Below are 14,437 nucleotides of genomic sequence, written 5' to 3' on the forward strand. Positions count from 1 at the left end.
CAAGCAACCCGCTCAATTGCCGTCAGGATCCGGCCCGACGGGGTCGGGCTCCGGGTCGGGGCCGGAGTCCGGCCCCGTTTCCGGCATGGTTTCAGGATCGGACGGGATTGTTGCCGCGTCGTCCTCACGGGCGCGATCGCGCGCGGCCCGTTCCGCAGCCGTGCCTTCAAACATGCGGCGGAATACACCGGGTGCGAGGGCCGAGAGCGGATTCGCGAAAACGGTGAGACTGTCGAACGGTCCTTCGACCGAATAGGTGATGCCGATGACGCCTTCACCAGGTCGGGAAACCAGTACCTCGCCAATAACGGGAAGTCCCCCAAACAGGGAATTGATCACGTAGGAGGGGGCCAGATTGCCATCGATGGCGGCATGGCTGTCGGCAAAGTCGATCGTGCCGGCACCGGTCACTCCGAGGGCGCTGCCGCGGGCGCGGCCATCGCCAATGGTCAACAGCCCGTCCTCATAGGCGATGTCGGCATCCACCGCGTCGAAACTGATTCCTTCGCCATTGAGCAGGGCACCAAGCCCCTGGAAGGAGCCCGCCGCCAGGATGCGCGCCAGGACCGGGACACGCACGAGGGTCAGATCGCGCACTTCAACCCGCGCCGTCAGCGGCCCGTCGGTTCCCAGCGGGGGTGCGCTTCCAAGCACCGAGACCTGCCCTCCGCGGGCATATCCTTCAATCCCGATCAGGGCCGAGATGCGCTCCAGCGATTGCGCCTCGATCCGGAAATCCCGCTGCCCACCCGCCTCGCTGGCGCCGAAAGAGGCCTGGAACGGTCCGTCCGTGGCATTGCCCGACAGGGAGACGGCACGGATTCCGGCCGCCTCGCTGCGCCAGATGAGATTGAACTGATCGAGCACGCTGCTCTCGGACAGGATGAGGCGTCCGACATCGACCTGCATCGACAGCGGCAGCGTGATCCCGCCCTCGCCGCCGGCTGATGTGATATAGGGGACGACACTGCTGATATCGGCATATTGTCCAGCCAGCCTGACGCGCAGCGGCTCGCCCGGCGTCAGGGCAGGCGTGACCTGGCCGGACAGATCCATCAGCCCGTCCACGAACAGGCGCTCGACCGTAACGTCTTCGAGCCCGCCCGTCGGACCGATCAGCGCCGCTGCCTCCAGGCCAGCCCCGTCCGCCGCAATCTGGATATTGCCAACATCAAAACCACCGTCCGCGCGGCGGGCAAGATTGAGTGACGCCCGGCCTGGCGCGCCGGCCTCCTTCGTCCACAGACCGCCGGGCGCTTCAATCAGAGCGTCCAGCAGGTCGGCTTCGATCGAGACGGACCGGAAATCGAGCCCGTCCGACACGGCCTCGGCCGCGATCCGGATCGAGCCGTCGAAGAAACGACGGGCCGGCATGTTGAAACGGTCCAGCGTGCGGGCATTGATCACGGTCTCCAGACCGATGCGCGTCGAGGGCGCATCATCGGACAGGCCGAAACTCTCGCGCCAGTCGATGCGGACCGGCGCGCCGAACAGGCTGGCATCCCCACGCGCCTGCAGCCCGTCCTGGCTGGCATTGATCTCGACCTCGCCCTCGCTCAGCGCATAGTCAGTGCCGGGAACATCAAGCGACGCATTCGAGAAGCGACCGGTAATGAAGAACGGAATGTCCTCGGGATCGACCTCGGTCAGCATGGCGCGGTGGATTTCGAACCGCATCTCGCCCTCGCCGCCGATCAGGGCCGGATCGAGGCCGTAATCGGACACCAGGAAAAGCGGGTCCTCATCGATCAGGGCGAGAATGTCGGACGCCCGACCGCGCGCCAGACCGCCATAGCGCGCCACGGCGCCCTTGGGATTGAGGCGCGGCAGATCAACAAAGCCCTCGCTGATCTCCAGATCGCCGATACGGCCGCTTTCCATGCGCACTTCAAAGGAATTGCCGCGCAGCGTCGCTGAGCCCCGCCCTTCGGTGATCGGCGTCATCGTCGTGATGTAGCGGACATGCGCATTCTCGAAATCGAAGCTGAGGCGCATGCGGTCATTGTCGAGCTGTCCCTCGGCAATGGCCGAGGCCGGCAGGTCGAGAAAGAAGCGGGCATTGTAGAAACGGCCGCCCAGAATGCCTTCACTGACCCAGTCCCGACCGCCATCTGCCATTTCGACCGGCCAATAGGCGAGCACGGTCTGCGGTTCGACATCACCGAGGATCGGCCCGTCGAGCTGCAGGTTTGGCAACCAGCTGCCATCAGGGCGTTGTTCCAGCTGCAGCCCACCGCTCAGCTCAGCCCGGATCGTATCAATTTCCAGATCGAGCCGGTCGAGTATGACGGCAAACTCGTCGAGGCGAATCTCGCCCGACGCGGCCAGGCTCTCCCATTCCGGCGCGCGCTCGAATACCGGTCCGATATCGACGAAGCCCTCACCGATTGCGAGGTTGAAGCGGGCGCGCGATGGCAGCGCGCCGTCATATCCGCCGATCTCGGTCAGACGGCCTTCGATCGAGGCTGCGAACAGGTCCGAGCGCACACGGCCGGAATGCAGGGTCAGCTCCTGCTGGACCGGATCAAAACTGGCGTACAGATTGGCGCCTTCAAATGCGTGCATCGCACCATCGACGAGGATCCGGCCAGCTCCGACGTCCAGTTGCAGCGAGGCGGTGCGGATACCATTGTCCCGCGTCGCATCAACAACGAGATTGAGATCGATCGGCGCATCGAGCGCCCTGAGCGCCGCCATCGGCCCCGTATCGGGCAGGATGCCGGCAGGCGACAAGCCCTGGAAGCGGGCTTCCAGCAACAGGCTCTCAAGATTGCTGCCGGCCCGCAAACGCAAGTAAACCGGCGCGAAGCCGGACGGCGTGGCGAGCCGCCCATTGATCTCGGTCAGGATGCGGGCGTCATCACGGTCGATGATCACGCCGGCCGAATCAACAAACCAGGCGAGGCCGACCACATCGTCCACGACCCGAACGGCGGCGTTGGATACATTGACCCGCCGCAAGCGTCCCAGCTGGGTCGGCGCATCCGGTCCGGACAGGATCTCGAACAGGGAAGCACTGTCATCCCCCCCGCGGGCGGGTTGCCGGGCGGTTGCCGCGACGCGCTCGACCCCGCCCAGGCCGGCACCGACCGCACCATCGGCACGCCGGACAATCGACACCGACCCCCCGTCAATGGTCAGCTCGACCGGCTCGATCCGGCCAAAGATCAGCGCGTCCGCTGCAAGCCCGGCCTCTATCCGTGGCGCCCGCGTCACGATCTCGCCGGACGATTCGGCAACCGTCACATCAGTGGCGACCAGAACAATGGTGCGCGAGGATGGCTCGAACCGGGCCTGCAGCGCGCCAAGCGCCACCAACTCGCCCTCAAACGCGCTGGCCAGCATGGCCTGGGCGTCTTCGCGCAGGAATTCCAGTTCTACCGGTCCGGACGACAGCCGCCACAGGACGAATCCGATCGCGAAAATCGTCAGCGCCAGCAATGCCGCCACGGCTTCCAGCAGGTAGATCAGCGTCCATTTGACGGATTTGCGCAGCATTCAGACCGGCCTTCCCGCAGTCCGACCACTGGACGTGGCGGCCCGGAACCGCACATTACACGGAGAACACGGCCGTGCAGGCGAAACCAGACAGGGGAATGACATGAGTGAACTCAAAACCGGCGACCTTGCTCCGACTTTCAAACTGCCCGCGGATGGCGGTGACGAGATCGACCTTGCAGACCTGCGCGGCCAGATCGTCGTCCTTTACATGTACCCCAAGGACGACACGCCGGGCTGTACCACAGCGGCGCTCGATTTCACGGCGGCAAGCGCGGCTTTTTCCGATGCCGGTGCAGTCGTCATCGGCCTGTCCAAGGATAGCGTCAAAAGGCATGACAATTTCAAGGCCAAACATGATCTGCAGGTGCGTCTCGTTTCGGATCCGGACGGTGAGACCATTGAGGCCTATGGTTCCTGGGTGCTCAAGAAGCTCTATGGGCGCGAATACATGGGCATTGACCGCTCTACTTTCCTGATCGATCGCGAAGGGCGCCTTGCACGCATCTGGCACAAGGTGAAGGTGAAGGGGCATGTCGACGAAGTGCTCAGCGCCGTGCGCGACCTTGGCTGATCAATCCGACATCCTGGCTCTGGCTCGGAGCGTGCTCGCAACCGCGGTGCCCGAGGCCAAGGCCGACCGGGCCCGCGCAGTCGCGGCGCTCTGGCGCAACGGCGATGCCCTGTTGCCGACCAGCGGCGAAGCGCCGGCCGACCGGCCCGCCCGCCCGGACCGGCCCGTGCTTGTCGCCCCCGCTGATGTCCCGCGCCGCCGCCTCAACAGTTCCGCCGGGCGGGTCGCGCTGCTGCACGCTGTGGCCCACATCGAGTTCAATGCCATCGACCTGGCCTTCGACATGGTCGCCCGCTATGCGCTGGACCCCGCATTGTCCGACGAGGTCCGGCGGGATTTCGTGGATGACTGGGTCGGGGTCGGTGATGATGAAGCCCGGCATTTCCGCCTGATCACCGGCCGGCTTGCAGAGCTCGGTGCGGCCTATGGCGATTTTCCGGCCCATAGCGGGCTCTGGGACGCGGCCCTGGCGACCGGCGATTCGCTCCCCGCCCGCCTTGCCGTCGCGCCGCTGGTGCTTGAGGCGCGCGGACTGGATGTCACCCCCGGCATGATCAACCGGCTCGCTTCTGCCGGGGATGCCGACAGTGCCGACTGCCTGCGCACCATCTACACAGAAGAAATCGCACATGTCGCCGCCGGCGCCCGCTGGTTTCGCCATGTCGCGGCACGGGCCGGCCGGGATCCGGTGACCTGGTTTCAAACCCTTGTACGCAAACACTTTAGCAGTGGCCTGAAACCGCCCTTCAATACTGAAGCCCGGTTGCGCGCCGACCTGCCGCCGGAATTTTACCAAGCCCTAACCTAGCCCGGCGCATCTCTTGCATCGGGCTTGTTGATATTCGGGCTGATTTTGTGTCACATGCACGCCTTGGGGCCCGGGGCAATCGGAACAGAGCGGCGTACTGCATGTTCACACGAGTAAAAGACGCTGTTTGGGGAACGGCTCAACGCTGGTTTCCGGACCGGCAGATCTACCATCGCTCCGATGGTCAGGTTCGCTATTTTGCGATCTCCACAACCGTCCAGATCTCTGCCCTGCTTGGCGCGACCGTGCTGGCCGGCTGGCTGTGCTTCTCGACCGTCTCCGTTGCCTTCCATGGTCAGGCCATGGCTGCCAAGGAAGACGAGATCGAGCGCGAACGTCTCGAATCACACCGCCTGGTCGCGGAAGCCCGCGCCACGGAAGCCACCGCCATCTCGCTGATGGAATCACGGATGGAGGAATTCGACCGCACCGCCTACGAATTCCAGATGCGCCACGAAACACTGCGCCAGCTGGTCGAATTTGCCGAACAGCTGACCGGCCAGGAGATGGAGCCATCTCCCTCCCTCGCCGATGGCCGTGTCCTCATGGCGGCGACGCCGGCTGATCCGACACCGCGTGAAGCGCGCGACCCGCTGATTGCGATCGCGGCCACTGTCTCGGGTGAACCCGAGGACCAGATCAGTTACCTCATGGGTGAACAGGACAGCGTCCTCGCCCAGGCCGAGGATGCCACCGAGGCCCGCCTGCAAAACCTCCGCGCCGTCCTGCGCCTGACCGGGCTCGACCTGGAGACGGTGATTGCCGACAATCGCGACAGCACCGAAACCGGCGGCCCCTTCATCCCGCTTTCAGAGTCGGGCGCCTTCGCATCGTCATCGGTCAATCTCGACCAGGCTTTCTCGAGCCGGATCGCCCGCATTGCCTCGCGCCTGCTGGAAGTCGAGGAACTCGAGGATTTTGTCGAGGCCGGTCCGCTGGGCGAGCCGGTCGGCGATACCTATCGCCAGACCAGTGATTTCGGCGTGCGGATCGACCCATTCAATGGTCGTCCGACCTCACACCGCGGAATGGACTTCGCCGCCTACCGTCGCGCACCGATCCAGGCCACCGGGCCGGGCCGGGTCATTTACGCAGGCTGGCGGGGCGGCTATGGTCGCTGTGTGGAGATTGACCATGGTTACGGCTTCGTGACGCGCTATGGTCATCTGCACGAAATCGACGTGCGACGTGGTGATACGGTCGAACGCGGTCAGCGTATCGGGGGGATGGGGTCCACGGGACGCAGTACAGCCACGCACCTGCACTATGAAATCTGGTATAACGGATCGGCAATCGATCCTGAGCGTTTATTGAGAGCTGGCCAATATGTTCAACAAGGGTAACAAAGACTCTTCGTCTCCCGAGACCGGTGCGTTCAGCGCCCCCCCGAAAAGGACCGCCATGAAATCGAAAGCCCCTTCCATTCTTTCCGGTGACCTCGTTCTAACCGGTACGATCGTCTCCGACGGTGAAATCCAGCTGGATGGCACGGTTGAGGGCGATGTGCGTGCGGGCTCGCTGATCATTGGTGAAGACGCAACCGTGTCCGGAGAAGTCCAGGCCGAAACCGTCGTCATCCGTGGCCGCGTCACCGGCAGCGTGCGCGCCCGTCAGGTGCAGCTGGCTTCGACCGCCCGCATCGAGGGTGACATCGTCCACGCGGCCCTGTCAGTCGAGAGCGGCGCGTTCTTCGACGGCCATTGCCGTCACTCCTCCGATCCGCTCAAGGACAGCGCAAGCACGTCCAAGCCGGCCGCCAAGGACAATGGCATCAAGTCGGAACCGGCTGCCAGGGCTGACGGCAAACCGCCGGCACCGGCCAAGGAGCAGGACCCGCTCGGTTCGCTCGAGCCGCCGGTCGCGAGCAAGTCGGGCTTCTAGCGGACCTCAGCACTGATCATGAGAACCGGCGCTTCAATCGAGCGCCGGTTTTTTTGTGTCTGCCGTCGGGACCCGCCCCCCCCGGTTCAACGCAAAATCGACTTTTTACAAAGCCTTGCCTCATTGCTTTGTCGCAGAACCCACCAAACATGACCGAGCAACAGACAAGTTTGATTTATAAACCTGTCTATGATAGATGATCGGCAACATTCAATTGGAGCCCTTCATGTCCTTCACCCCTTCCCCCCGAATCCATGCGCTCGATGCGGTTCGCGCGCTCGCCCTCTTTCTGGGCGTGGTGTTGCACGCCTGCATGTCCTTCATCCCCGGAATTCCGATCTGGATTGTCCAGGACAGCCAGGCCGAGGCCGCTTTCAGCCTTGGGTTTTTTGTTCCGCACATCTTCCGGATGGTCCTGTTCTTCATGATCGCCGGCTACTTCGCCCGGATGGCACTTGGCAGGCGCGGCATTCTCGGTCTTGCCCTCGACCGCGCCAAACGGATCGCCTTGCCGCTGGTCTCCCTCTGGATGCCGATTTTTGCCCTGATCGTGACTGTCGTGATCTGGGGTGCCATCAAGGCCAATGGTGGCGAGGCTCCGCAGCAGGAAACGCCGCCGCTGACCGCGCAGAACTTCCCGCTCACCCATCTTTGGTTCCTCTACATGCTGGTGATTTTCTATGCCGTTGCCCTGCCGATGACAGCCCTGGTCCGCCTGATCGACCGCTCAGACCTGAGTGGCCGCATGATTGATGCCGTCACCGGCCTGCTGGCCCGGACCCCGCTGGGCACACTCCTGCTGGCCGCACCGCTGGCGGCCTGGTTCATCACGACGCCGATGTGGATGAGCTGGTTCGGCATTCCAACCCCGGATACCGGCCTTTTCCCCAATACCGGCGCGCTGATCGCCTATGGCACCGCCTTCGCCGCCGGATGGGCCGCCCATCGCCGCAGCGACCTCGTCCTGACGGCGTGGAAACGCGCCTGGCATTTCAATCTCGTCATCGCCATCGGGCTTACGGCATGGCTTGTGATGACGCTCGGCGTGACGCCGAACTTCATGCCGGTCGGCCCGGGCATGGACCGGCTGCCGGTCGCGGCTGCCTACACGCTGGCAATCTGGACCTGGACGTTTGGCCTGACCGGCGCGGCCCTGGTGGTCTTCTCTCGCGAGAACAAGGTCTGGCGCTATCTGGCGGACGCCTCCTACTGGGTCTATCTGATGCACCTTCCGCTGGTGATGGCGTTGCAGGTCGCCCTGTCCGACATTGCACTTCCGGGACTGCTCAAACTGCCCCTGATCCTGGCCATCAGCTTTGCCCTGCTGCTCGGCACCTATCAGCTGATTGTCCGCCACACCTGGCTCGGCGGTTGGCTGAACGGACGGCGGGCCGACAAGAACCGCTCAGAAAGCGCGCGCATCCCGGCTGATGCTTCCGCGTGAATCAAGACATAGTTCCGGCGCGCCCGCTTTGAGCGCGCCGGAAACCGTCCGAGGATGCCCATGACCGATGATCTCGCCACAGCCCGAGCCGATCTCGCTTTCCTGCGCACGCTTGCTGAAGGTGACCCGCGCCCCTCGGCGGGTGCCGGCCTGTTGCTGATGTCGGCCGGACTCCTTTACGGGCTGGAAACGCTCATCCACTGGGTCGGTATCAGCGGCCTGGTTGCCTTGCCGAGCTGGGTCCATCTGTCCGCCGCGATTGGCGCGACCGGCGGCTTCGTGCTCGCGCTTGTCATCATACTCTGGATGGATCGCAGGCAGCCGACAGGAACAGCAGCAAGAAAGGCCTATGAAACCGCGTTCCAGGCGGCCGGACTGGCCAATCTCGCCATGGTTTTCGTTTTCGGCTTCAATGCTTTCAAAACCCAGGACTTCACGCTCTGGTTCTATTACGTCCCGGTCGTCTTCGCCCTCCAGGGCGCGGCCTGGTTTGTGGCGAGTCGGGTGCAGAAACGCTTGTGGTACGGCCTGGTGGCGCTCGGCTGGTATCTGGCCGCGGCGGCGCTCGGCCTCACCATGCGAGACCCTGCCCTGTTCAATCTGGTCGCATCGCTCGCCCTGCTGGGACTGATGGCGGTGCCAGGCTTTGTGCTGTGGCGGTTGTCCCGCGCGGCCGACTGACCGGCTCGCGATGAACACGCCCCCGATCGGCCAGATCGACGAGATAATCCATGGACGCCTCAGGCTGGGCGTCATGACCTATCTCGCCCAGGCTGAAGCCGCCGACTTCAATGAACTCAAGGCCGCGCTGGAGGCGACCCAGGGCAATCTTTCCGTTCACCTGCGCAAGCTTGAAGACGCCGGCTACGTCACGATCGAAAAAAGTTTCCTCGATCGCAAACCTTTGACGCGGGTCAGGATAACCAAGTCCGGACGGGCTGCCTTCAGCCGCTATGTCGAAGCCATGGCGAACCTGCTCGGGCAATTGGGCGGAACCGACGAGGCGGGTGGCTAGGCCTCTTCATCCTCGCCGCCGACACGGGCCGCCAGGGCCGCAGCCATGAACGCGTCGAGATCGCCATCCAGCACGCCACCGGTATTGGACGTCTCCACGTTGGTGCGCAGGTCCTTGACCATCTGGTAGGGCTGAAGGACGTAGGAGCGGATCTGGTGGCCCCAGCCGATTTCGCTCTTGCTGTCAGCCTCGGCCTGGGCCGCGGCTTCACGGCGCTGGAGCTCGATCTCGTAGACGCGGGCACGCAGCATGTCCCAGGCCTGTGACCGGTTCTTGTGCTGCGAGCGATCATTCTGGCACTGCACGACAACCGCCTTTTCCTCGCCGGGCATGTCGTAGGTCAGGCGGACAGCTGAATCGGTCTTGTTGATGTGCTGGCCGCCGGCGCCGGAGGCGCGATAGGTGTCGGTGCGCACTTTCGAGACATCGATATCGACCTCGATCGCGTCATCAATCTGCGGATAGACGCCCACCGAGGAGAAGCTGGTATGACGCCGGGCGCTGGAATCGAACGGCGAGATCCGCACCAGCCGGTGGACGCCCGCCTCGGTCTTCAGCCAGCCATAGGCGTTTTCGCCCTTGACCAGGATGGTGGTCGACTTGAGGCCCGCCTCTTCGCCGGCCTGCTCTTCCATCGTCTCGACCTTGTAGCCGTGCGCATTGGCCCAGCGCGAATACATGCGCGCCAGCATGGCGGCCCAGTCCTGGCTTTCCGTGCCACCGGCACCGGAATGGATTTCCACGAAAGCGTCATTGCCGTCCGCCTCGCCCGACAGCAGCGTCTCCAGCTGGGCGCGGCGCATGCGCTCACCGAGATTGCCAAGGCCGGCGACAGCCTCCTCGATCATGTCGGCATCGTCTTCCATCTCGGCCAGCTCGATGATTTCGAGACTGTCGGCAAGTTCTTGCTCGGCCTCGATCACGGTCCTGATCGCGGCTTCAAGCCGGTTGCGCTCACGCATCAGGACCTGCGCCTGCTGGGGCTGGTTCCAGAAGTCAGGCGCCTCGGACTTTGCATTCAGCTCGTCGAGCCGCTTCTGGGCAGTATCCCAGTCAAAGACGCCTCCTCAGCAGGCCAACTGCCTGCTGGATTTCGTCGGACAGGGTCTGGATGTCAGCACGCATGGGCGTTCAATCCTGCGATTCTCAAAACCGGTTGGTCACAAGGGGATAATCAGCCCGCACAAGTCATTCAAGTCACGCAGTGCAGGCCGACGAGGCGAAGCGGTCAGTAAAGCCCGCCGAGCTCCTCGTCCGGCTCCTCGTCTTCCTCGTCCTGCTCGTCGAGCAGGAAGGCCAGCGGATCATCACTGACCGAGTTGCGGGCAAAGCTGAGGCCGCTTTCCTCCTCGTCCGTCTGGCGCGACGGCTCGGTGCCCGGACGAAAAGCTTCCAGGATCACGCCGGACTGACCCAGCACGCCCGGCTCACCGTCGAGGCGGTTGATCGGTACGAGGCGCACACCCGGCGGAACGCGGAACGGTGCGACGGGATATCCCTCGAGGGCGACTTCCAGGAAATCGCGCGCGATCGGCGCCGCGACACGGCCCCCGGCCTCACCGGAGCCGAGTTGGTAGGGGGTGTCGAAGCCGACATAGATACCGACAACCAGGTCGGGACCAAACCCCATGAACCAGGCGTCGCGGAAATCATTGGTGGTGCCGGTCTTGCCACCCAGCGTCCAGGGCAGCGAGCGCAGCGCCGTACCCGTACCGCGCTGGACAGCCCCTTCGAGCATGTGAACCACCTGATAGGCGGTCACCGGATCAACGACTTCCTCGCGAGTTTCCGGGAAGAGCGGCTCAAGCACGTCCGCGCGGTTCCAGTCTTCCGAATCACAAGTGTCGCAGGGCAGGACTTCGTGCGCAAAGATCGTGGCGCCGGTACGGTCCTGGACCCGGTCAATAATGGTTGGCTCGACGCGGCGACCGCCATTGACCATGGTCGCATAGGCCGAGACAAGGCGATAAAGCGTCGTCTCCCCGGCCCCGAGCGACATCGCCAGCACCGGCTCCATCTCGTCATAAATCCCGAACCGGGTGCCATAATCGACGATCGGCGCCATGCCCATTTCCTGCGCGAGGCGGACCGTCATCACATTGCGCGACAATTCCAGGCCAAGCCGCAGGGTCGACATGCCGTAATAGCGTTCCGAATAGTTCGACGGCATGTAGAAGCGCTCGTCGGGGCCCCCGGAGGCGATGAAAGGTGCATCGAGGATCAGGCTGGCGGGCGTGTAGCCATTATCCAGCGCCGAGGCATAGACGAAGGGCTTGAACGCCGAGCCGGGCTGACGCCGGGCCTGGGTGGCGCGGTTGAACTGGCTGTGCTGGAAGGAATACCCCCCAACCATGGCCAGGACACGACCCGTGTGGGGATCCATCGCCATAATGCCACCATTGATGGCCGGAACCTGGCGCAGCCCATACTGACCCTCGTCAAATCCTTCCTCGTCAGCCAGGCTTTCCACCAGGATGACATCACCTGCGGTGAGAACGTCGGACGGACGACTGACGACCGGTCCGATCTCGCCGTCCGGAAGGTTTTCGCGCGCCCATTCCAGCGCCGACATCGGGATCGCGCCTTCCTCACCATTCAGCAAGCCTATGCGTGCCGCGCCGGTTGTCGTCTCCAGAACCACGGCCTGCAGCCAACCATCATCGAGATCACGCGGAATTTCGGCATCGGCCAGACGTTCGGCCCAGCCCTCGCCGAGTTCAATCGTCGACAGGGCGCCGCGATAGCCATGTCGGCGGTCATAGTCTTCCAGACCATTGCGAAGCGCGTCCCGCGCTGCCAGCTGCATGCGCGTGTCCAGGGTGGTGCGGATCGACAGACCGCCGTCATAAAGCTCGTCCTCGCCATAGAGCGAGAAGACTTCCCGACGGACATTCTCGACGAAATACTCGGCGGCCGTATAGGTGGCGCCGGACAGACGATCGACGGTTTCCAGCGGACGCGCCATGGCCTCGCGGGCCGCCGCCTCGGTCACATAGCCATTCTCGGCCATGCGCGAGAGCACCCAGTTGCGGCGCTCGATGGCCGCGTCGTGATGGCGATCGGGATGATAATTCGCCGGACCTTTCGGCAGGGCTGCCAGGTAGGCGATTTCGTGCAGCTCAAGCTCGTCGAGCGAGCGGCCAAAATAGTTCAGCGCCGCAGCGGCGACCCCGTAGGCGCGATTGCCGAGATAGATCTCGTTGAGATAGAGCTCGAGAATCTGGTCCTTGGTGAAGGCGCGTTCGATACGACGCGACAGCACCATCTCGCGCACCTTGCGCTCGAGCCGCTGCTCGCTGGACAGCAGGAAATTCTTGGCGACCTGCTGGGTGATCGTCGAAGCGCCTTCCAGGCGCCGCCCCTGCAGGACATTGCTGATATTGGACAGACCCGCGCGGATGATGCCCCGGAAATCCAGCCCGCCATGCTCGTAGAAGTTCTTGTCTTCCGCCGAAATGAAGGCATGAACGACATTTTGCGGAATATTGGCGATCGGCACGAAGACGCGGTGCTCGCGGGCATATTCGGCGATCAGAAGCCCGTCGCCGGCATGCACGCGGCTCATGATCGGCGGCTCATACTCGGCCAGCTGCTGGTAGTCCGGCAGATCGTCGGTGACCCGCACGACATAGATGGCGACCGTAATGAAGCCGATGACAGCCAGCACGGCGGCCGCGATGCCACCCCAGAGGGCCAGACGCAAGACGTTACGCAAGGTAATGAGTTTCATTCTGCCCTCTGGCTGCCATCCGACCGCTCGACCGCTTGGTCAGGCTTGCCGTTCCAGCACGACTCCGAGGCGGCATTATGACCGCGCTTGGCTTGGGATTAAAGGGAGTCAGCGTGCCGGAAGTGCAATCGTGTCCCGGTCCGCGAAGATTTCATCACCCCGATTGGCGAAGTAGTCGTCGATGCCATTGACGATCGCACCCATCTGGCGACGCCGGAAGCTCGCCGAGGTCAGATTGGCCTCGTCGGTACGATTGGTCAGGAAACCCATTTCAACAAGGACGGCCGGGACGCGCGAATCGAGCAGCACGAACAGGTTGGCCTGCCGATGCGGATTGGCCAGAAGCGGCCCCTCGGACGAGAGATGTTCGAGCAGGACTTCGGCAAAGGCCGAGGACTGGTTGCGCTTCTCGCGCAGCTCCAGCTCGACCAGGATATTGTTCACATCGACCTGGGAGGTGTGATTGGCCCCCTCCCTTGCCCGCGCACGGGCGCGGTTCTCGGCCCGGTCATTGAGCGTATAGACAGCGGCGCCGCGGACATCGGAATTCTGCGACGAATCCGAATGCAGCGAGATGAAAAGGTCGGCGCGTGCCTCGGCCATGACACCGACGCGCTGTTCCCAGGACGGGTAGACATCGCGGTCCCGGGTCAGGAGAACTTCATAATGACCGGTCGCCTCAAGCTGCCGGCGCAGTTCGCGGGCCGCCTCCAGCGCCACATCTGCCTCATGCGTGCCATGAATGCCGAGCGATCCAGGATCGCGCCCACCATGGCCTGGATCAACGACAATCACACGCCGTTCGCGTTGCGGCGGTACATAGACCGCCTCGACCCGCTCGGCGATCAGCGAATCGAGGGAGTCAGCACGGGTATGATTGAAGCCGGACGCCGTCTGGAAACTGCCTTCGCTGGAGCGCTCCATGTCAATCACCAGGCGGTGATTGCCGCCGGGTGTCGCCGGATCGAGGGCGAACTGGTTGACGATGATGGCAGGGTGTTCGAGTTCGAACACCACGCGCGAGCTGGACACCGAATTGTCGAAGAAACGGAAGGCATCGACCAGGCCGTAGCCGACACCCTCACCGGAAGCCAGATTGGCGACCGACCAGCGCGCTTGCGGCAGATCGACAACAAGCCGGTCCGACAGTCCGTCAAGCGTGAAGGCACGGAATTCCGCCGCCTCTGATGTCTCTATCACAACGCGTGTCGTCTCGACATCGACGCCAAAGCGCACATTCCGGACTTCCTGGTCCGCAACCGCGACCCCGGACACCGCCAGAACCGGCAACAACGCCATGAAAAACTGTTGAACCCGCATCATCACACCATCGCACACGCCGTGATTCTGTCCACGGCTTTTGCGTAAGCCTAGGGCACACAGCTTGACGTTTCGTTGATGGGGATACGGTTTTTTCCGACCCGTATCTCCCACCGCGCGAAAGCCTTTTCTTCCGCATTCGAATGTTGCATGTTGCCAAGGCCTTG

Annotated in this window: 11 protein-coding genes; 7 read left to right on the top strand and 4 right to left on the bottom strand. The window is 63.5% G+C overall.

All coding sequences use genetic code 11. The features are described 5' to 3' along the window. Positions 1-12: 12 nt before the first annotated feature. Positions 13-3,498 (bottom strand): AsmA-like C-terminal region-containing protein, encoded by a 3,486-nt coding sequence (locus QZZ02_RS04410; protein ID WP_291842643.1) that lies wholly within the window; start codon positions 3,496-3,498, stop codon positions 13-15. A 103-nt stretch (positions 3,499-3,601) separates the two neighbouring features. Here QZZ02_RS04410 and QZZ02_RS04415 point away from each other — a divergent pair, with 103 nt between their 5' ends. The 7 genes from QZZ02_RS04415 to QZZ02_RS04445 all read left to right on the top strand — a co-directional run bounded on the left by QZZ02_RS04415 (position 3,602) and on the right by QZZ02_RS04445 (position 9,220). Then, the gene (locus QZZ02_RS04415) at positions 3,602-4,072 is read left to right on the top strand and encodes a peroxiredoxin (RefSeq protein WP_291842644.1); all 471 of its coding nucleotides are present in this window, start codon (positions 3,602-3,604) and stop codon (positions 4,070-4,072) included. Further along, positions 4,065-4,880 (top strand): ferritin-like domain-containing protein, encoded by an 816-nt coding sequence (locus tag QZZ02_RS04420; protein ID WP_291842645.1) that lies wholly within the window; start codon positions 4,065-4,067, stop codon positions 4,878-4,880. Before QZZ02_RS04415 ends, QZZ02_RS04420 begins: the two co-directional genes overlap by 8 nt. 101 nt (positions 4,881-4,981) lie before the next feature. Further along, positions 4,982-6,223, top strand: a complete 1,242-nt coding sequence (locus QZZ02_RS04425) for a M23 family metallopeptidase (protein ID WP_291842646.1) — start codon at positions 4,982-4,984, stop codon at positions 6,221-6,223. A 58-nt stretch (positions 6,224-6,281) separates the two neighbouring features. Then, positions 6,282-6,761, top strand: coding sequence for a polymer-forming cytoskeletal protein (locus QZZ02_RS04430; protein WP_291842647.1), 480 nt, complete (start codon positions 6,282-6,284; stop codon positions 6,759-6,761). A gap of 226 nt (positions 6,762-6,987) precedes the next feature. Continuing rightward, entirely contained in the window at positions 6,988-8,205 is a 1,218-nt protein-coding gene (locus tag QZZ02_RS04435; RefSeq protein ID WP_291842648.1) for an acyltransferase family protein, read from the top strand. A 60-nt stretch (positions 8,206-8,265) separates the two neighbouring features. Further along, positions 8,266-8,886 (top strand): hypothetical protein, encoded by a 621-nt coding sequence (locus QZZ02_RS04440; protein WP_291842650.1) that lies wholly within the window; start codon positions 8,266-8,268, stop codon positions 8,884-8,886. 10 nt (positions 8,887-8,896) lie between these two features. After that, on the top strand, positions 8,897-9,220 hold the full coding sequence (locus tag QZZ02_RS04445; protein WP_291842651.1) for a transcriptional regulator: 324 nt from the start codon (positions 8,897-8,899) through the stop codon (positions 9,218-9,220). Here QZZ02_RS04445 and prfB read toward each other — a convergent pair. The 3 genes from prfB to QZZ02_RS04460 all read right to left on the bottom strand — a co-directional run bounded on the left by prfB (position 9,217) and on the right by QZZ02_RS04460 (position 14,249). Continuing rightward, positions 9,217-10,345 (bottom strand): peptide chain release factor 2 gene (gene prfB, locus QZZ02_RS04450; protein WP_291842652.1). Its coding sequence is split into 2 segments (ribosomal slippage): positions 9,217-10,275 and positions 10,277-10,345, totalling 1,128 coding nucleotides; the frame shifts between segments, so codons are not numbered across the junction. The two genes, QZZ02_RS04445 and prfB, sit on opposite strands and share 4 nt — an antisense overlap. A 103-nt stretch (positions 10,346-10,448) precedes the next feature. Then, entirely contained in the window at positions 10,449-12,950 is a 2,502-nt protein-coding gene (locus QZZ02_RS04455) for a penicillin-binding protein 1A (protein ID WP_291842653.1), read from the bottom strand. Between the two features lie 108 nt (positions 12,951-13,058). Then, complete coding sequence (locus QZZ02_RS04460) at positions 13,059-14,249, bottom strand: N-acetylmuramoyl-L-alanine amidase (RefSeq protein ID WP_291842654.1); 1,191 nt, start codon at positions 14,247-14,249, stop codon at positions 13,059-13,061. Between the last annotated feature and the right edge of the window lie 188 nt (positions 14,250-14,437).

This window comes from Maricaulis sp. (assembly GCF_015665295.1).
Lineage (GTDB): Bacteria > Pseudomonadota > Alphaproteobacteria > Caulobacterales > Maricaulaceae > Maricaulis.